14 protein-coding genes and 1 pseudogene are annotated in these 18760 nt (G+C 69.5%); 13 read left to right on the top strand and 2 right to left on the bottom strand.

Features of this window, described 5'->3' with window-relative positions; all coding sequences use genetic code 11:
* The first annotated feature begins 106 nt into the window (after positions 1–106).
* The 4 genes and pseudogenes from ACQ86G_RS17170 to ACQ86G_RS17155 all read left to right on the top strand — a co-directional run bounded on the left by ACQ86G_RS17170 (position 107) and on the right by ACQ86G_RS17155 (position 3989).
* Positions 107–423 (top strand): annotated as a pseudogene (locus ACQ86G_RS17170) (integration host factor subunit beta).
* 181 nt (positions 424–604) lie between these two features.
* Positions 605–2050, top strand: coding sequence for a lipopolysaccharide assembly protein LapB (lapB, locus tag ACQ86G_RS17165; protein ID WP_431256466.1), 1446 nt, complete (start codon positions 605–607; stop codon positions 2048–2050).
* A gap of 93 nt (positions 2051–2143) precedes the next feature.
* Positions 2144–2857, top strand: coding sequence for a glycosyltransferase (locus tag ACQ86G_RS17160; protein WP_431261430.1), 714 nt, complete (start codon positions 2144–2146; stop codon positions 2855–2857).
* 13 nt (positions 2858–2870) lie between these two features.
* Complete coding sequence (locus tag ACQ86G_RS17155) at positions 2871–3989, top strand: glycosyltransferase family 2 protein (protein WP_431256465.1); 1119 nt, start codon at positions 2871–2873, stop codon at positions 3987–3989.
* An 84-nt stretch (positions 3990–4073) separates the two neighbouring features.
* Here ACQ86G_RS17155 and ACQ86G_RS17150 read toward each other — a convergent pair whose 3' ends face one another.
* Positions 4074–5207, bottom strand: a complete 1134-nt coding sequence (locus ACQ86G_RS17150; protein ID WP_431256464.1) for a glycosyltransferase — start codon at positions 5205–5207, stop codon at positions 4074–4076.
* A gap of 197 nt (positions 5208–5404) precedes the next feature.
* Here ACQ86G_RS17150 and glf point away from each other — a divergent pair, with 197 nt between their 5' ends.
* From glf to ACQ86G_RS17105, 9 genes are all read left to right on the top strand, one after another.
* On the top strand, positions 5405–6511 hold the full coding sequence (gene glf, locus ACQ86G_RS17145; protein WP_431256463.1) for a UDP-galactopyranose mutase: 1107 nt from the start codon (positions 5405–5407) through the stop codon (positions 6509–6511).
* Complete coding sequence (locus ACQ86G_RS17140; RefSeq protein WP_431256462.1) at positions 6508–7368, top strand: DUF707 domain-containing protein; 861 nt, start codon at positions 6508–6510, stop codon at positions 7366–7368. Before glf ends, ACQ86G_RS17140 begins: the two co-directional genes overlap by 4 nt.
* Before the next feature lie 9 nt (positions 7369–7377).
* Positions 7378–9276 (top strand): ATP-binding cassette domain-containing protein, encoded by a 1899-nt coding sequence (locus ACQ86G_RS17135; protein WP_431256461.1) that lies wholly within the window; start codon positions 7378–7380, stop codon positions 9274–9276.
* 211 nt (positions 9277–9487) lie between these two features.
* On the top strand, positions 9488–10411 hold the full coding sequence (locus ACQ86G_RS17130) for an intradiol ring-cleavage dioxygenase (protein ID WP_431256460.1): 924 nt from the start codon (positions 9488–9490) through the stop codon (positions 10409–10411).
* Between the two features lie 193 nt (positions 10412–10604).
* Positions 10605–11309, top strand: a complete 705-nt coding sequence (locus ACQ86G_RS17125; RefSeq protein WP_431256459.1) for a response regulator — start codon at positions 10605–10607, stop codon at positions 11307–11309.
* The gene (locus ACQ86G_RS17120; protein ID WP_431256458.1) at positions 11306–12643 is read left to right on the top strand and encodes an ATP-binding protein; all 1338 of its coding nucleotides are present in this window, start codon (positions 11306–11308) and stop codon (positions 12641–12643) included. The genes ACQ86G_RS17125 and ACQ86G_RS17120 overlap by 4 nt, the downstream gene beginning before the upstream one ends.
* Positions 12644–12663: 20 nt before the next feature.
* Positions 12664–16254, top strand: a complete 3591-nt coding sequence (locus tag ACQ86G_RS17115) for a patatin-like phospholipase family protein (protein WP_431256457.1) — start codon at positions 12664–12666, stop codon at positions 16252–16254.
* A complete protein-coding gene (locus ACQ86G_RS17110; protein ID WP_431256456.1) occupies positions 16251–16862 on the top strand; it encodes a hypothetical protein in 612 nt (203 codons plus the stop codon). The genes ACQ86G_RS17115 and ACQ86G_RS17110 overlap by 4 nt, the downstream gene beginning before the upstream one ends.
* A gap of 35 nt (positions 16863–16897) precedes the next feature.
* Positions 16898–17431, top strand: coding sequence for a hypothetical protein (locus ACQ86G_RS17105; RefSeq protein WP_431256455.1), 534 nt, complete (start codon positions 16898–16900; stop codon positions 17429–17431).
* A gap of 7 nt (positions 17432–17438) precedes the next feature.
* Here the strand turns inward: ACQ86G_RS17105 and ACQ86G_RS17100 are convergent, their stop codons facing one another.
* A complete protein-coding gene (locus ACQ86G_RS17100) occupies positions 17439–18737 on the bottom strand; it encodes a patatin-like phospholipase family protein (RefSeq protein WP_431256454.1) in 1299 nt (432 codons plus the stop codon).
* Positions 18738–18760: the final 23 nt, after the last annotated feature.

Here is an 18760-nt window from a genome sequence, read left to right as displayed (position 1 = left end):
GGAGGCGGGCTGAGTTAGCCTGCCTTCCCAGACGCCAATTCGACGCACAAGCGCTTCGACAGGCTCGCTCCGCAGCGAGCCTGTTTTTCTTCAGATGCCGACGACCATGACCCGATCCGACCTGGTGGCCCACTTGTCCGAGCGCTTCGGCCAGCTCACGCAACGAGACACCGAGTTCGCGGTCAAGACCATCCTGGACGCGATGTCCGACGCGCTGGCCCGCGGCCACCGCATCGAGATCCGCGGTTTCGGGAGCTTCTCGATCAACCGTCGCCCCCGCGCATGGGCCGCAATCCGCGCAGCGGCGAGCAGGTGCTGATCCCCGAGAAGCTGGTGCCCCACTTCAAGCCGGGCAAGGCCCTGCGCGAAGCCGTGGACGCGCAGCTGCCCGTCACGGACGAGGACCAGCAGGCCGCCGCCTGAACCCGACCTCTCCGGTCACAGCACCTCAAGACTGAAGGCGTCGCGATCCGCGGCGCTTTTTTTCGCCCGCTCAGTTCGCGCCGTCAAGGGATCGGGTCCGTCGGTTGCCGAATGTATTCAGGGGTTAACTCGCCCTGCCGTCCGTCATGGCGTACTCCGCACGCGCCTAGAATCGCCCCCCATGCGAATCCTGGTCTGGCTCTTCCGAGCATTCCTGTTCTTCTGTCTCTTCGCCTTCGCGCTGAACAACAGCCAGGAGGTCGTCGTGCACTGGTTCTTCGGCCAGTCGTGGCGCTCTCCGCTGGTGATCGTGGTGCTGCTGACCTTCGGGGTGGGCTGCGCCTTCGGCGTGCTGGCGATGGTCCCGGCCTGGTGGCGCCACAAGCGCGCCGCCGCGCGATCGCTCCCTCCGGCGGACGACCTGCCGCCCCCTCGGCGACCGCGACCGCCAACGACCCCAAGATCCCCGATGGAATTTGATCTCAGCTGGCTGCTGATCGGCGTGCCCCTGGTCTTCGGACTGGGCTGGCTGGCCTCCAAGCTGGACGCGCGCCAATGGAAGCGCGAACAGCGCGACGCGCCGCGCGCCTACTTCAAGGGCTTGAACCTGCTGCTCAACGAGCAGCAGGACAAGGCGATCGACGCTTTCATCGAGGCGGTGCAGGCCGATCCCGACACCTCCGAGCTGCACTTCGCGCTGGGCAACCTGTTCCGCCGCCGCGGCGAGTACGAACGCGCCGTGCGCGTGCATCAGCACCTGCTGTCGCGCGGCGACCTGCCGAAGTCCGAGCGCGACCGCGCGCAGTACGCGCTGGCGCAGGACTTCTTCAAGGCCGGCCTGTTCGACCGCGCCGAGTCCGCCTACGAGGCGCTCAAGGGCACGGCCTTCGACCACGACGCCGCGCTGGCGCTGCTGTCGCTGTACGAGCGCTCGCGCGAATGGGCGAAGGCGGCCGAGGTCTCCGAGCAGCTCGAGGCGACCGGCACCGGCAGCTTCGCGAGCCGCATCGCGAACTACTGGTGCGAGCTGGCGCTCGAAGCCCAGGCCCGCCAGGATGAAACGCAGGCGCGTCGCTGGCTGGACCAGGCCCGCGAGCGCGCGCCGCAGTCGGCGCGGGCCTATGTGCTGCTCGGCCAGATGCTGGCGCGCCAGGGCGACCAGTCCGGCGCGATGGGCCTTTACGGCGAATTGCTGAGGGCCAATCCCGACGCCTTCAACCTCGTCGCGCGCGACTACGCGCAGGCCGCGCAGGCCACCGGCACGGCGGCGCAGGCGCTGGCGCTGATCGAGGCCCAATACCGCCGGCATCCGAGCATGGCGCTGCTGCAGGCCATCGCGCTGCTGGAGCCCGCGCCCGACGCCCAGCGCCGCCGCCTGACCGACCACCTGCGCGTCGAGCCGGCCCTGTCGGCCGCCACACAGCTGCTGCAGCAGAGCCAGGCGCGTCAGCAGCCGCTCAACGAGGACGAGGCCCAACTGGTCGGCACCGCGCTGCAACGCGCCGTGCGGCCGCTGCAGCGCTACCGCTGCGCCGCCTGCGGCTTCGAGTCGCAACACTATTTCTGGCAATGCCCGGGCTGCCTCAGCTGGGACAGCTACCCTCCCCGCCACGTCGAAGAGCTCTGACCGATGAACACCCCGATGAGCTCCGCTCCGGCCCCGGCGTCCAGCACCGCGCCGACGCCCGCGCCGACGTCCGGCGACCGCGTCATCCTCTGCATGAAGTGGGGCACGAAGTACGGCCCCGAGTACGTCAACCGCCTCTACGCGATGGTGCGCCGGCACCTGCGCGGCGACTTCCGCTTCGTCTGCCTGACCGATCGCGGCGAGGGCGTGCGGGCCGAGGTCGAATGCCTCCCGATCCCGCCGCTGGACCTGCCGCCCGGCAGCCCGGAGCGCGGCTGGACCAAGCTGACCACCTTCAGCGACGACCTGGTGCAGAAGTACGGCCTGCGCGGCACGGCCCTGTTCCTCGACCTCGACGTCGTGATCGTCGACGACATCACGCCCTTCTTCGAAGAGCCCGGCGAATTCCTCATCATCCACGACTGGAAGCGGCCCTGGCGCATCACGGGCAACTCCTCGGTCTACCGGTTCACGCTGGGCACCCACCCCGAGGTGCTGGTCAAGTTCAGGCGCGAGTTCGACGCGATCCGTCAGCAGTTCCGCAACGAGCAGGCCTACCTCTCCGACGAGATGCAGCGCAAGGGTCTGCTGAAGTACTGGGACGACCGCTGGTGCGCGAGCTTCAAGTACCACAGCATCCCGCGCTGGCCGATGAACTATTTCCAGGCGCCCTTCATCCCCGACGGCGCGCGTATCCTGATCTTCCACGGCGTCATGAATCCGCCCGACGCGCTGGCCGGCCGCAGCAACGGCAACTGGCGCCGTCCGAAGCCGGCACCGTGGATCGCCGATCACTGGCACGAGTGAGGAGTCCCGCGCCATGAGCGGCCCCCTGTCGTCCCCGGCTTCCTCCACGGTTGCCTCCCCGACCCGGCCCGGCGGGTCCACCCAGGTCGCGTCGGCGTCCCCGCTCGCGACGACGCCCTGGCTGTCCGTGCTCATCCCCGTGCACAACGTCAAGGACTACCTGCGCGAATGCCTGGACTCGGTCCTCGCGCAGGCCGATGCCGGCGTCGAAGTGCTGATGGTGGACGACTGCTCCACCGACGGATCCGGCGAGCTCGTGCGCACGCTGGTCGCCGCGCAGGCCGACGGTCCGGTGACGGTGCAAGGCTTGTTCCACGCGCAGAACCAGGGACTCTCCGGCGCGCGCAACACGATGCTGCAGGCCGCGCGTGGCGAGTACGTCTGGTTCCTGGATTCCGACGACTACCTGATGCCGGGCGCGATCCCGAGATTGCGCCAGGTGGTCCAGGACCATGCCCCGGCGCTGGTGCTGTGCGATTTCTTCATGCTGCGCGAGCGCATGAAGCTCAAGCACCGGCTGCGCGGCGAACTGCACCGGCGCACCTTCGCGGGTCCGGAACGCCAGCTGATGCGCGATCCGTCGCGGCTGATGCAAGGGCTGTTCGAGGCGGGCCAGATGCACAGCTGGTCCAAGATCGCGCGACGCAGCGTCTGGGGCGAGCAGGTGCGCTTCCCCGTCGGCCGGTATTTCGAGGACATGGCGACCACGCCCCTGCTGGCGCTGCTCGCCGAGAGCGCGTGGTACGAGCCGGAAGTCTGGGTGGCCTATCGCCAACGGGCCGGTTCGATCCTGAGCACGCCCAACACGACCAAGGCGGAACACCTGGCCCATGCGCTCGCGAACCTGCGCGACGCGGCCGCGGGCGCGCCGCTGGACGACGCCGCGCGTTTCGCCTGGGCCCACTTCGCGGCGCGCAACTTCATCGGCGCCTCGCGCATGGTCGACAAGGCGCTGCCCGACGGCTGCGCCGGCATGGTGGCGATGTTCAGGCAGGCCTTCGAGGAAGCGTCGCCGATCCCGCTGCGCGAGCTCGATCGCGCCTACAAGCGCCGGGGCTGGTACGTCCGCGCGATGCGCCTGCGCTACTGGCTGCGCCGCGCCGAGGACCAGCACCGCGCCGCCGCGGCCTGAGCGTCGACGGACCGGCAGGTCCGTGGGCATCCGCCCTCGGTTGTCAGCGATCGGCAGCGATCGGCGGCCGCGCCGCCCGGGGCGTCACAGCGCCATCAGCATGTCTTCGTAGCGCCGCATCATGAGGTCGACGCCGTGCTCCTCGATCGCGCGGGCGCGCGCCGCGGCGCCCAGCCGCCCCACCAGCGCCGGGTCGCGCAGCAGCCGTTCCAGGGCCTGCGCCAGCGCCGCCGGGTCGGCCTCCGGCACCATCAGGCCTGTGCGGCCGTCCTCGATCACGCCCTCGACGCCGGGCACCAGCGACGCCACGCAGGCGCAACCGGCCGCCATCGCCTCCAGCAGCGCCAGGGGCATCCCTTCCCAATGCGTGGACAGCACGAAGATCTGCTGACTCATCAGCAGGCCCGGGATGTCGCCGTGATGGCCGAGGAAACGCACCTGCCCGTCCAGGCTCAGCTGGCGGGTCAGCCGCTCGGTGGCGCGCCGGTAGGCCTCCTTGCCGCCGCCGGCCAGGTGCAGCACCGGCCGCAGCCCGCGCTCGCGCAGCAGCGCCAGCGCACGGATCAAGGTCTGGGGATCCTTCTGCCGCGCGAAGCGCGCCGACATCACGATGCCCGGCTCCCGCCCCGCGGCCGGATGCTCGTCGGCGGCGGAGAAGCGATCCAGCCGGATCCCGTTCGGGATCGCCGTCGTCTTCTCCTCGGGCATGCCCAGGTCGACCAGGCGCCTGCGCACGCCCTCCGACACGCCGACCAGCCGCGCGCTGACCGCGCTCAACCGACGCGCCTGCGCGCGCTTGCAGCGCGTGTACCGCTCGCGCGAGTTGTGCTCCACCTGCACCAGCACCGGCACGCCGGCCAGGCGTCCGGCGCGACGGCCCAGCAGGTGTTCGGGGAACCCGTGCGCCATCACCACGTCGGGGCGCACCTGCTCGCACAGGCGGCGCAGCGCCCAGATCGTCGCCAGATGCGCCCAGCCGGGCACGACATGGACCGGCAGGCCCTGCTCGCGCAGCGCCTGGATGCGGGCCAGCTTGGTGGGGTTCTCGGTGCGCATCTTGCGGCGCAGGACGAGGACCGGTTCGATGCGCTCGCTCTTCAACTGCGCCAGGCACAGATCGACCGCCACCTGGGTGGCGCCGGAGAAGCCGCCGGTGACGAAATGCAGCACGCGCCGGCGCCCGGGCGCCGGCGGAATGCTCGGGAGAATCTCAGACATCGCGGCAGTGTATGCGGGGCACGTCCGGTTACCGGCGCGGTACGGCCGGGCGAGGTCCGCAGCGGGGGGACCTGCCCGCCCGGTCGAGAAGCCACGGTAAATTTGGGTTGATCCGGGGGATCGGGCAGGCGTCCGCGATCACAATCGCGAGCAACCGCGAACCCTGAACAGGAGAAGGCCCCGGAGGGCTTCCCACCATGAAGACTGACTACCTGATCGTCGGCGCCGGCTTCGCCGGCTCCGTCTGCGCACGCGTGCTGGCGGACGCCGGCAAGACGGTGCACCTGATCGACAAACGCCCCCACATCGGCGGCAATGCCTACGACGAACGCGACGCCCACGGCGTGCTGATCCATCCGTACGGGCCGCACATCTTCCACACGAACGCGAAGAAGGTCTTCGAGTTCCTGTCGCGCTTCACCACCTGGCGCTTCTACGAGCATCGCGTGCTGGCCCAGGTCGGCGAGCAGCTGGTGCCCATCCCCATCAACCGCACGACGATCAACACGCTCTACGGCCTGTCGCTGACCGAGGACGAGGTGCAGGGCTACCTCGAGACGGTGCGCGAGCCCCGCGATCCGATCCAGACCAGCGAGGACGTGGTGCTGAACAGCGTCGGCCGCGACCTGTGCGACAAGTTCTTCCGCGGCTACACCCTGAAGCAGTGGGGACTCGACCTGTCGCAGCTGTCGGCCGGCGTGGCCGCGCGCATCCCCACGCGCAGCAACGACGACGACCGCTACTTCGGCGACACCTTCCAGTTCATGCCGGCGGACGGCTACACGGCGATGTTCCAGCGCCTGCTCGACCATCCCGGCATCACGGTCCGCACCGGCGTGGACTTCCAGGACGTGCGCGGCGACTTCCCCGGCGCGCACATCATCTACACCGGTCCGATCGACGCCTACTTCGACCACGTGCACGGCGCCCTGCCCTACCGCAGCCTGCGCTTCGACCACGAGCACCTGCCGACCACGGCGCAGATCCAGACGGTCGGCACGGTCAACTACCCGAACGACCACGCGTACACCCGCATCACCGAGTTCAAGCACCTGACCGGCGAGACGCATGCGGGCACGTCCATCGTGCGCGAGTACCCGCAGGCCGAAGGCGATCCCTACTACCCGGTGCCGCGGCCCGAGAACGAGGCGCTCTTCAAGAAGTACGCCGAGATGGGCGAGCAGGCCGAGGGCGTGACCTTCGTCGGCCGCCTGGCCCAGTACCGCTACTACAACATGGACCAGATCGTGGCCGCCGCGCTGAAGACCGCGCAGGACCTGCTGGACGGGAGCGCGGTGGCATGAGCGGCGTGGTCCCGGACACGACGGGTGCACGACGGGGCACCCGCAACCTCGTCATCCTGCGCGCGGGGGACGCGTCGCTGCACGCGGGCTGGATCGCGCAGCGCGATCGCGACTTCGACCTGTTCGTCAGCTACTTCGGCAAGCAGCCGGGCATGCACCAGGCCGACGCTGACTACTACGAGCACCGGCCGGGACCGAAATGGTCCTGCATCGCGGAACTGCTGGCCGAACATCCGTCGCTGATCGACCGCTACGACGCCTTCTGGTTCCCGGACGATGACCTGGCCGCGACGACCGACACGGTGAACCGGATGTTCGCGCTGTTCCGCGGCTTCAGCCTGTCGCTGGCCCAGCCGGCGCTGACGCGGGACTCGTACCACTCGTGGCCGATCGTGCTGGAGCATCCGGAGTGCGTGATGCGCCACGTCGACTTCGTCGAGGTGATGGCCCCGCTGTTCGATCGCGCCACGCTGCGGGCCTGCCTCAAGACCTTCTCGATGAGCCGCAGCGGCTGGGGACTGGACTGGATCTGGCCGACCATGGCCGGCAAGGGGCGCACGGATTCGATCGCGATCATCGACGCCACCCCGGTGCGTCACACGCGACCGCTGGGCGGCGACCTGTACCGCAATCATCCCGAGCTCGATCCGCGTCAGGACGAGGCGCGCCTGCTGGCCGAGTTCGACCTGGTCAAGCACCGCTGGTCGGGCAAGTTCCGCGTGTACAGTGTGATCGCCCGCCAGCCGCCGTCGCTGGGCGACCGCTGGCGCATGGCGATCAACCGCCTGAAGGCGGCGCATCGCTACAAGCGGGCGCTCCGCAAGGGTCGCGTGACGCAGCCCATCGCCCCGACCTGATCCCGATCAATGACGACCCCTTCGACGCCCTCGGACGACACCCCCCTGCGAGAGACCGCCAGCCGCCTGTGGCGGTTCATGAAGCCGCACCGCTGGGGGCTGCTGCTGTCGGTGCTGGCCTTCGTGCTGGTCGCGACGACCGAGCCGCTGATCCCGAAACTGCTGGGCTACGCGCTCGGCGAGGGCTTCAACGCCAAGCCGGCCACGACATCGGTGATCGGACTGCCCGGTACCGCGCCGGCGGCGTCGGCCGTCCCGGCTGCGGCCGCGACAGCACCGGCCTCGGCCGCGACCGTCGCGCCGGCCGCTTCCTCCGCCGCGCCCTCGATGGCTTCGATCAACCTGGATTACAGCTTCCCGATCTGGATGGTGCCGATCGTGCTGATCGGGCTGTTCGCCATCCGCGGCCTGTTCACCTTCTGCGGCCAGTACATGCTGAACTGGACGATCTCGCGGACGGTGATGGACATCCGCACCGCGCTGCTGCAGGTCCTGCTGCGCGCCGACGCGCGGGTCTACACCAGCCTGCAGCCGGCGACGGCGGTGACCAAGGTCGTCAACGATCCGCAGCATGTCGTGACGCTGATCGCCGGCTCCCTGGTGACGATCCTGCGCGACGGCCTGCCGGCGCTGGCGCTGATGGGCTACCTGTTCGCGCTGAACTGGAAGCTGACGCTGCTGTCGCTGATCACGGTGCCCGGCCTGGCCTTCGTCGTGCGCAAGGTCAACAAGCGGGTCCGGCGCATGGGCACCTGGGCCTACGACGCGCAGCTGCGCCTGGTGTCGGTCGTCGAGGACGTCACCCGCGCCTGGCGCGTCGTGCGCAGCTTCGACGCGGCCGGCTACGAGACGCGCCGCTTCGCCGAGCGCGCCCGCGAGGTGCAGCGCAGCATGCTCAAGACGGCGGCCTCCAACGCGATGGCGCAACCGCTGTCGCAGCTGATGGCCAGCGTCGGCATCTCGATCATCGTCAGCCTGGCGCTGTACCAGTCGCGGGTGAACGGCACCGGCGTGGGCGAGTTCGCCTCGTTCGTCGCGGCGCTGCTGTTCATGAGTTCGCGGCTGCGGCACCTGAGCGACGTGATGCAACCCATCACGAATGCGCTGGTCGTCGCGCGCGGCTGCATCGGACTGCTGGACACGCCGGCCGAGCCCGACACCGGCACGCGCGAGCTCACCGACGTGCGCGGCGACATCGCCCTGCAGCAGGTCACGCTGCGTTATCCGGGCGCGAACCGCGACGCGCTCGCCGCGCTGGACCTGCAGATCCCGGCGGGCAGGACGACCGCGCTGGTGGGCAGCTCGGGTGCGGGCAAGAGCTCGGTGGTCAACCTGCTGCTGGGCTTCGAACGTCCGGACAGCGGCCGCATCCTGCTCGACGGCGTTGCCATCGACGAGTTGACCAAGGCCAACCTGCGGCGCCAGTTCGCGGTCGTGTCGCAGGACATCGTGCTGTTCGACGCCTCCGTGGCGGACAACATCGCCTACGGCCAGGAACGCGACGAGGTGAAGCTGGAGCAGTCGCTGCGTGCCGCGGCGCTCTGGGACTTCGCGCAATCGCTGCCCGAAGGCCTGGACACGACGGTGGGCGCCAACGGCAGCAAGCTGTCCGGCGGCCAGCGCCAGCGGCTGGCGATCGCACGCGCGCTGTACAAGGACGCGCCGGTGTGGATCTTCGACGAGGCGACCTCGGCGCTGGACACCGAGAGCGAGCGCGCCGTGCAGCAGGCGCTGGAGCAATGGCAGGGCCGCAAGACGCTGATCGTGATCGCGCACCGCCTGTCGACCATCCGTCGTGCCGACTGCATCCAGGTGATGGCCGACGGCCGGGTCGTCGAATCCGGCAACCACGATGAACTCGTGGCCAAGGACGGCGTCTACGCCAGCATGGTGAAGGTGCAGCACTGAGCCCCCTCACCCCCCGTCACCCAGCTCGGTCCGAGCCATCGGAAGCCGGCCCGGGGGATGCGACCTGCGGTGAAGCCCCGCCAGCGTGGGAGCGGACCCCGGGCCGCCTTCCGATGGCGAGCGGGCTGCTTGTCAGCGCTGACACAAAGACGATAAGCCGCCGACAAGGCGGCGCTATCCAATGCGGAGCATCCCTTTCAGGAGTTCCGCCATGCAGCCACACCGCCACGATGCCGCAGAAGAATCCGGCCATGACCACGATCAAGGTCTCGCACACGACCTTGCCGTGCTGCAGCGGCGCCGCCGTGCGCTGGGCCTGCTGGCCGGCATCGCCGGACTGGGCGGCCTGACGCTGCTGGGCTGCGGCGGTGGCGGGGCCGACGCCGGCACGAGCACCACGGGGACGGGGACGGGAACAGGGACCGGGACCGGCACGGGATCGACCGGATCGACCGGATCGACGAGTTCCACGGGCACCGCCGGCAGTTGCTCGGTGATTCCGGAAGAGACCGCCGGCCCCTACCCCGGCGACGGCTCCAACGGCAACGGCAGCGGCATCGCCAACGTGCTCGCGCTGAGCGGCATCGTGCGCAGCGACATCCGCGCCAGCATCGGTACCGCGAGCGGCGCCGCGGGCGGCGTGCCGCTGACCCTCACGCTGAAGCTCGTGAACGCGAGCAGCAGCTGCGCCGACCTGTCCGGCTACGCGATCTACCTGTGGCACTGCGACCGCGAGGGGCGCTACTCGCTCTACAGCGCCAGCGTCGTCAACGAGAACTACCTGCGCGGCGTGCAGAGCACCGGCAGCGACGGCACGGTCACCTTCACGACGATCTTCCCCGGCTGCTACGACGGCCGCATGCCGCACATGCACTTCGAGGTCTATCGCAACGCCGGGGCTGCGACCTCGTACGCGAACAAGATCAAGACCTCGCAGATCGCCTTCCCGACGGCGGCCTGCACGACGGTCTACAGCACCGCGTCGGGCTACAGCAGCAGCCTGACGAACTTCAATCGCATCAGCTTCGCCTCCGACAACGTCTTCAGCGACGGCTACACGACGCAGCTGGCCACGCTCACCGGCGACGTCGCGAACGGCTATGCCGCGACGCTGACGGTGGGCATCGCCGCTTGAAGCGGATCCCATGCCCCGCTACATCCCTTCCCCGCGCAAGGACGGGGCCCAAGGCGCCTACGGCACTCACGGCGCTCCCGGCGCTCACGGCTCCTTCGGCGCGATCGGCGCCAACCCCTCCTCCGGTTCCGACCCCGGTGTATCGTCCGTGACGGGGTTGGGCATGCCGCCGAGCCCGCCGGTGGAGAGTTGCATGACGCGGTGTCTGGTGGTCGACGACGATGCGGAGATCCGCCGCTCGCTCGACGAGTATCTGCAGAAGTTCAGCGTGGCGGTGAGCACCGCCGGCGACGGTCGCGAGATGCGCCGGATGATGGCGACGCAGGTGTTCGATGTCGTCGTCCTGGACCTGATGCTGCCCGACGAGAACGGGCTGGCGCTGTGCCAGTGGATCCAGCAGCATCACCCGTCGGTGCCGGTGATCATACTGACGGCGCATGGCGACCCGATCAGCCGCGTGCTCGGGCTCGAGATGGGCGCCGACGACTACCTGTCCAAGCCCTTCGAGCCCCGCGAGCTGGTGGCCCGCATCCATGCGATCCGGCGTCGCGCGCGCCGCGGCGAGCAGGAGACGCAGACGCGCCGCGAGTTCCGTTTCGAGGGCTGGACCTTCGACCGGCTGCTGCGCCAGCTGATGTCGCCCCAGCAGGTCGTGGTGCCCTTGTCGAGCGCCGAGTTCCGCATGCTGAGCGCGCTGGTCGAGCGTCCGGGACGCGTGCTGAGCCGCGAGCAGCTGATCGAGCTGACGCGCGCGCCCGGCGTCGAGGTCAACGATCGCAGCGTGGACCTGACGATCTCGCGGCTGCGGCAGAAGCTCGGCGACTCGCCCAAGGAGCCGCGGCTGATCCGCACGATGCGCGGCGAAGGCTATCTCTTCGACGCCCAGGTGCAGGCTTGAGCGCCACTGACCGCAAGGGGGATGGCAGCTCGCATCGCGTGAGGCGCCTGGGCGCCGCGATCCGCGGCGGGTTCGAGCGCGCCTTCGGCGACACGCTCGCGCGGCGCATCTTTCTTCTGCTCTGGGTCACGCTGGTGGTCGCACAGGCCCTGGCGATCGGCGTCGTGACGTGGACGCGGGGGGATCTCTATGCCATGCGGATGCACGGCGCACCCTCGCTGCCGCCGATGCCGGGGCTCATGCGCGGTCCCCAGCCGCAGGGCCCCGGTCCGGGACAGCCAGGCATGGGCGCCGACCCTGAACTGCGCGATGAGCCGCCCCTCCCGGGCGACGTCCCGATGCCACCGCGCGAAGGCTTCCGCGGTTTTCCTCCGCCGCCGCAGACGCAGGGGATGCAGACGCAGGGGATGCAGACGCAAGGACCTCAGCCTCAATGGCGTGGACCGTTCCGCGCGCTGACGGCGTGGGAGCTCACGCTCGACTACGGCATCCGCCTGCTCGTCACCGGCCTGGCGGCCTGGATCGCCTCGCGCTGGCTGTCGCGTCCGATGCGCGACCTGGTGCGCGCGTCGCAGGCGCTCGGCCAGTCGCTGAACCAGCAGGACCGGCTGCCGCTGCTCGACGAGAAGCGCGGCACGCTGGAGGTCCGCGAGAGCGCGCAGGTCTTCAACGCCATGGCGCGTCAACTGCGACGGCAGTTCAACGAACGTGGGCTGATGGTGGCGGCGATCTCGCACGACCTGCGCACGCCGCTGACACGCCTGCGCATGCGGCTGGAGACGCTGGACATCGAAGAGATCCAGCGTCAGCGCTCCGTCGAGGACATCCGCGAGATGAATGCGCTGGTGGACGCGGTGATGGAGCTGTTCCGGGGTGACGGCCCCGGCGCGGCCGAGCCGCTGGTCGACGTCGATCTCGGTGCCTTGGCGCAGGCATTGACGGATGACCTGATCGAGCAGTCGATGCCGGTGGGCTACGTGGAGGATGGCGAGCCGGTGCTCGCCAAGGGCCAGCCGATGGCGCTGCGTCGCGTGCTGGGCAACCTGATCGGCAATGCGATCCGCTACGGCGGCAGCGCCGAGGTCCGCGTCGGACGCGACTCAGACGGCGTCTGGCTGCGCGTGACCGATCCCGGCCCCGGCATTCCGGCCGACAAGCTGGAGGCCGTCTTCGAGCCCTTCTACCGCCTGGAGGACTCGCGCAACCGGCACACGGGCGGCGCGGGCCTGGGGCTCTACATCGCGCGGGAGCTGACGCTGAGGCAGCGCGGATCGCTCGTCCTGAGCAACCGGCCCGAAGGCGGCCTGATGGCCGAGGTGCGACTGACCGGGTGACCCCGGGCCCGTAAAACGCGTTGAGGGGACAGCCGTCGCCCCTCATCCATCCTCAAGCCTGCGGATGGACTGGCGTGATTACGGATGGCGCGATAGTCGCGGCGCGGGACATTGGCAGCAAGCCAATGGGAGGCCGCATGAACACAGGACACGACCCTCGCGCATCCGGGCAGGTCCGGGCCGATGACACCGCGACGCCGACTCGGTCCAGGTCACTGCCGACCCGGGACGACGAAGTCCTGATCGCCGAAGCGATGGCCTTGCTGCCAGGCTTGCGGCACAGGCTGCTCGCGCTGACACGTCGGATCGTGGTCCCCCCGCCCTGGGAGCACGAGGCGCTGCGCGACGATTGGATCCGGCGGCATCCGCGCCTCGCCGGACCACAGGATTGGGCCGCCTACGAGGATCTCCGCAAGCGGCTGATCGCCGCCCGCCTGAAATGGCTTCGCGCCTGGATCCATCGGCTGGAGGACGAGGATGCGCCGGCGGCGCTCTGCCTGTCGGGCGGCGGCATCCGCAGTGCGACGTTCAGCCTCGGCGTGGTCCAGGGCCTGTCCGCCAAGGAGGTGATGGGGGACTTCCACTACCTCTCTTCCGTCTCCGGCGGCGGTTATCTCGCGAGTCTGCTCTCGGCGTGGATCCGCAACGAGGCCCTGTTGCAGCAGGCCGGTGCCGCTGGCGTCAGCTTGGCCGACTACCTGAGCGCCGGACGTGGCACCCGCGAACCGATCCGGATGCAGGGCGCAGCCCACCGCGACGCGCGGGCCGACGTGCTGGCCTCGCTCGGCAAGGTAGGCAACGCCCAGGTCGAAGAACCGCGTCCGGTACGTCGTCTGCGCGCGTTCAGCAGCTACCTCAGCCCGATGCGCGGGGTCTCCGCCGACTTCCTGACCCTGCTGGCGATCTACGCGCGCAACCTCACGCTCAACTGGATGGTCTGGATTCCCGCGCTGCTGGTCGTGCTCGTCCTTCCGCGGGTCTATCTCGCCGCCCTGCGGGTGACCCCGCCGCCGGACGATTGGCGAAAGTTGATGGCGGCCGTGGCCTGGCTGCTGATCGTGTGGACGATCGCGTACATGGCTTCCGACCTCCCCGCACCGCCGGAGAAACGACGGCGCGACGGCGGCCGAAGCAATCCGGCGTCCGGAACCCCGCATGCCGTCGGATCGTCGCCGGCCGGGCGGATCGAGGGCCCGCCTCCAAATCAGCCGGACGACATGTGGCAGATGGTGGCGCCCTTATTCGTCGCCGCGCTGCTGCTGACCTGCCTCATCGGATGGGAAGCGCGAGCGCCGACGATGCGATCCGTCTGGTTCCTGTGGCTGCCAGCGTCGGCTCAAGAATGGCTGAGCAGCAGCGCGATCTCTCCGGAATGGCAGGTCACGCTGCTCGGCTTCCTGCTGGGCGCCCTCACCCAGGGTGCCGCATCATTCCTGGGCGGACTCGGACTCCGGAAGCTACGCGCGCGGGAAGCCGGCAAGCGGCCGGCGGACATCTGGGCGTTCATTGCCGTGACGGTCGCCGGCGGCGCCACCGGCGCGGGCTTGTACTGGCTGATCCGCTGGCTGCTGACGTTTTCGCCGCGTCCGGGCATTCATCCGTGGCTGCCGGCGGAACTCGGCACGCCGCCGCAGGATCTCCGTCTGCTCGCGCTGTGGTCCGTGCCCCTGCTGATGACGCTGTTCTGGCTGGGCGTGACCGTCTACGCCGGCTGGCGTCGCCCCGCGGGACTGGAAGACGAGCGGGAATGGTGGGCGCGGGCCGCCGCGCGTTGGATGCTGCCATCCGCCGTCTGGATCCTGGGCGTCGGGCTGGTGTTCTATCTGCCGGGCCAGATGCTGTCGATGGCGAAGCTCCAATCGGGCGAACAGGCGGCCGCGTTCGGCGCCGGCACCGGTTTCCTCGGCCTCCTGCTGGCGGCGATCGGTTTCATCAGCAAGCAGGGCCCTGCCTGGCGCCAGAAGGCCGAGACCTTCGCGGGCAAGACCGGCATGCGGATGGCCGACTTGCTGTCGATCGCGTTCATCGTCCTACTCCTGGCCGGCCTGTCCTACTCGGTCACCGCGATGATGCGTCTGCATGAGCCCTACCTGAAAGCGCAGGAATCGCGCATCGACGTCGATCTGAACGCGCCGGCCTTCGCGCGCATGATCTGCAAGGGCTTGAAGGCCCAGGATCCGGAGACGCGATTCACGCTGGGCACGACCTGCCGTCCGCTTGAGTGCGGCCATGACGACAAGCCCTGCGTCGCGTGGACGGACCGGGCCGCCCACTACTACGTGGCCTCGCTGCTGGAACTGGACAATCCGGGGCCCTTGTGCCTGGCGATACTCGTCGCCGCCGGCCTGGCGCTGGTGACTTCGTGGCGCATCGGCGTGAATGCCTTCTCGCTCCACAGCCTGTACGGTAACCGGCTTGTCCGGGCCTACCTGGCGGCGAGTCGACGTGACGAGGATCGCCGCCCGCACTGGTTCACCGGATTCGATCCCCAGGACAATCTGCCGATCCACGAGACTTGGCCTGAAACCGGCGCCGCCGAGGACACGCGGCCCCGCCTCATGCACATCGTCAACGTGGCCCTGAATCTCGTGAAGGCTTCGGGCAGCCGCCTGGAGTGGCAGGACCGCAAGGCGGCACCCTTCACCATCTCGCCACTGTTCTCCGGCAGCAGGACCACGGGCTACATCTCTTCCAAAACGTATCTGAGGACCGAGCACATCGACGGCATCAGCCTCGGCTGCGCCATGACCGTCTCGGGCGCGGCGGCGTCCCCCAACATGGGCTATCACAGCTCCATCCCGCTGGCGCTGGTGATGACGCTGTTCAACGTGCGCCTGGGCCTGTGGTCGCCCAATCCGACGCGCGCGAAGTCCTCGGGCTGGCCCCAGGAGCGTGCGGAGCCAGGCCTCGGATTGAAGACGCTGGTCGGCGAGGCCATGGGCAGCACCTCCTCCGACACCGCGTTCGTCAACCTGTCGGACGGCGGACACTTCGACAACACGGGGCTCTACGAAATGGTGAGACGTCGGGTGCGGCACATCGTCGTCGTCGACGCCGGCGCGGATCCCGACTATCAATACGATGACCTGCTTTCCACGGTGCGCCGCATCCGTGTCGACATGGGGATCGGCATCGAGTTCACGACGAACATGCCGGGACCTCTTGAACGCAAGCGTTCAGGTGCCGCCGTAGCCCGCGCTCGAATCCTGTACACCCACGCGGACCCGAACGCCAAGGACGGCACCCTGCTGCTGATCAAGCCCGCGTTGGTGCACGACGATCCGTTGGGACCGTGGCTGCCACTGGATGTCCGGCGCTATGCCGAAGAAAGCCGACGCGGCACCAACCGGTTCCCTCAGCAGCCGACGTCGGATCAGTTCTTCGACGAGTCCCAGTTCGAGAGCTATCGCATGCTGGGGCTGCACACGGTGCTGGCGGCGTATGGGCCGAAGCAGGGACCACAGGCGCCGGACAACGGGCCTCCGCCACGCGGCCCGCTCGGTTTCAACGGCCTCGCAGCGGCGGTCGGATCGATCGCGGTGACCCCCCAGCGCCGCAGGACCCCGCAGCCGAAGGCGGCCAGTCCGATGCGGAGCGGGCCTCGGCCTTGAGCAAGTTCATCGGCGGGCTGAACGACAACGCGCAGATCCTGGCAGCCGGGACGTTGGTGAGCGTGGTCACCGTAACGGGCGTCAGCTCGATCGGACCGCCGGCTCCGCCGACGACGGGCGCCGGAACACCGCCGCCGGTGAGTCCGACCGGCGCAGGCGATCCGCCGGCGCAGGTCGATCAGGCCAACGTCGCGCTGGCCGAATTCGTGAACCAGATCCGCAATGCCTCCACCTCGGCGGGAAACTTCTCGCTCCAGGTGGGGACAGCGGCCTCCGAGGCATCCGGCGCGGCCCGGGCGGCGTCGGAGGTGCTTCAAGGGGTGGTCCTGCTCAAGACGAAGGACGGCACGGTGACGGTGAAGCTCGAAGGCCCGCAGCTCGGTCATCTGACCCAGGCGATCGCGGACAGCAAACTGACGGCGGAGAGGGCGGCCTCGGCGGCGGAATCGGCTGCCACGTCCGCAAGTCATTCATCCACGGCCGCACAGAAGGCTGCCGACACGGCGGCGGCGCTCGACGGGGCCAACGGACAGGTCGCGCGCGTCAACCAGACGCTCAGGCAGACGTCCCGCGGCGGCGTGCGCAGCGGCGAAGGGAACGCGCGGTGAGGGCCGGACACTGCGGGCCTCGACGCCTCGCGATCATGCTCGCCCTCTGCCTCGATCTGGTCGCGTGCGCGCCGATGCCGCGCCTGAGCGCCAGGTGGTACGCGACCATCGACGAGGAGCAACTCCCCGGTGCACAACCGAACGATGCATCGACGTCCTATCAGCGCCTGGTGCTCGGCATCCTGAATCGCGATCACACACCGGTGGTCATCAGCGATGTTCGACTGAATCCGTCCTGGCCGGGCGATCCGACGTCGCCAGACTCAAGCTGGCCGGTCCAGCTCGCCGGCGACACGGCGCTGGCGCCTGGAGAGTTGCTGCTGATCGAGATCGAGAAGAAGCTACTCCCGCCCACCATCGGTCCGGCAACGAGCAGGACATGGACGTGCCGCTTCCCCGCGCGCGCGACGATGAACGTGGTCTATCGGCAGCAGATCCTCGGCAATCAGGGCGTGACGCTGGGAGGTCCGTTCACGCTTGAGATTCCAGACCCGATGCCAACGGCGCTGGCCTATGGCTGGACCCAGTGTTCCGCCATGAAGTCCGGGAGAGGCGCCGACGCGCGCTGAAGGCCGCTTACGCCACCAACCGCGGCGGCCCCGGGGGATTCGGCGGCACCTGCAGCGCGAAGCCGCCGGCGCGCTTGCGCATCGCGGCGGGATCGACCTGCGGCGCCTGCGCCGGCCAGTCGAAGAACTTCTGGATCTCGACGCGGCGGGCGAGCGTGTCCGACATGCCCAGCGTGATCAGCTCGTTGGTGTATTCGGGCTCGAACAGCAGGTAGCTGACGAGCGCGGACCCGCTGGCGGTCGCGCCCTCGCCCGACACGCCGACGCTGCGCAGCAGCGCGCGGATCGGCGGCGGCAGCGCCCCCTGGTGCTCGGCGGCGAGGCTGTCGAGCGGCCGGCTCGGCGCGATCACCAGCGCCTCGATCGGCTTGAGCGGCGTGTTGCGCAGCGCCTCCTCCGGCAACAGCGCCAGCGTGCTGTTGATGCGCTTGAGGCGCTCGATGTCGACGGCCAGCGCGTCCAGGAAGATGTTGGACAGCGCGTGCCCGGCGATCTGCGCGAGGCTGGGATGACCGGTCGGCGCCGGCCCGTGCTGCCCCTCCCCGCCGGCCTCGTGCATGCGGCCCGCACCGATGACGAGCACCTTCTCCGCGCCGAGGTGCACCGCCGGCGAGATCGGCGCGGTCTGGCGCATCGACCCATCACCGAACCACTCGACCTGACCGCCGAGCTCCAGCGGCTCGGCCGGGAAGATGAACGGGATCGCCGACGAGGCGACGAGATGCTCGATCGAGAGCTTCGGGATGCGCGTGGCGATGCGCTGCGTGCGCACCCAGGGATCGCGCTGCTGATGGGTCTGATAGAAGGTGACGTGGTGGCCCGAGGTGTAGCTGGAGCCGGTCACCGCGAGCGCGTCGATGTAGCCCTTGGCGAGCATCTCGTCGAGGCGGTCGAAGTCGATCCACTGGCTCAGCAGGCCGCGCAGCGGGGTGTTGTTGAGCAGGCTGCGCGGGCGGGTGCGGCGCCAGCGGTTCAGCGCCCAGCCGAGCGACAGCATGCTGAGCCACTTCGCGCCGGAGCGGATGACGCCGAAGGAGTCGGCGGCGTAGACCTGGTTGACGTGGATGTTCTGCCAGATGTACATCAGGCCGTCGACGGCGGAGCAGAAGTCGTCGGCCTGGCAGGCGAGCGTGGCGGCGTTGATGGCACCGGCGGAGGTGCCGGAAATGACCTGGAAGGGGTTGTCGCCGGTGGTGCAGGCGTCGCGGCGCAGCTGGGCGATGGCGGCCAGCACGCCGACCTGGTAGGCCGCGCGTGCGCCTCCTCCGGTAAGGATCAGGCCGGTCCGGGGCTTGGCATCCTGCATGGAGCCAGCTTACGCCTGACACC

Source organism: Roseateles chitinivorans, assembly GCF_050632145.1.
In the GTDB taxonomy this organism is placed as follows: domain Bacteria; phylum Pseudomonadota; class Gammaproteobacteria; order Burkholderiales; family Burkholderiaceae_C; genus Roseateles; species Roseateles chitinivorans_B.
Note: the sequence above shows the minus strand (reverse complement) of the source record. Positions and strands in the feature narration are given on the sequence as shown.

Excerpts from the sequence above, each read along its gene's own strand:
- lapB (WP_431256466.1), top strand. The coding sequence starts at position 605 with ATGCGAATCCTGGTCTGGCTCTTCCGAGCATTCCTGTTCTTCTGTCTC.
- ACQ86G_RS17160 (WP_431261430.1), top strand. The coding sequence starts at position 2,144 with ATGAAGTGGGGCACGAAGTACGGCCCCGAGTACGTCAACCGCCTCTAC.
- ACQ86G_RS17155 (WP_431256465.1), top strand. The coding sequence starts at position 2,871 with ATGAGCGGCCCCCTGTCGTCCCCGGCTTCCTCCACGGTTGCCTCCCCG.
- ACQ86G_RS17150 (WP_431256464.1), bottom strand. The coding sequence starts at position 5,207 with ATGTCTGAGATTCTCCCGAGCATTCCGCCGGCGCCCGGGCGCCGGCGC.
- glf (WP_431256463.1), top strand. The coding sequence starts at position 5,405 with ATGAAGACTGACTACCTGATCGTCGGCGCCGGCTTCGCCGGCTCCGTC.
- ACQ86G_RS17140 (WP_431256462.1), top strand. The coding sequence starts at position 6,508 with ATGAGCGGCGTGGTCCCGGACACGACGGGTGCACGACGGGGCACCCGC.
- ACQ86G_RS17135 (WP_431256461.1), top strand. The coding sequence starts at position 7,378 with ATGACGACCCCTTCGACGCCCTCGGACGACACCCCCCTGCGAGAGACC.
- ACQ86G_RS17130 (WP_431256460.1), top strand. The coding sequence starts at position 9,488 with ATGCAGCCACACCGCCACGATGCCGCAGAAGAATCCGGCCATGACCAC.
- ACQ86G_RS17125 (WP_431256459.1), top strand. The coding sequence starts at position 10,605 with ATGACGCGGTGTCTGGTGGTCGACGACGATGCGGAGATCCGCCGCTCG.
- ACQ86G_RS17105 (WP_431256455.1), top strand. The coding sequence starts at position 16,898 with ATGCTCGCCCTCTGCCTCGATCTGGTCGCGTGCGCGCCGATGCCGCGC.
- ACQ86G_RS17100 (WP_431256454.1), bottom strand. The coding sequence starts at position 18,737 with ATGCAGGATGCCAAGCCCCGGACCGGCCTGATCCTTACCGGAGGAGGC.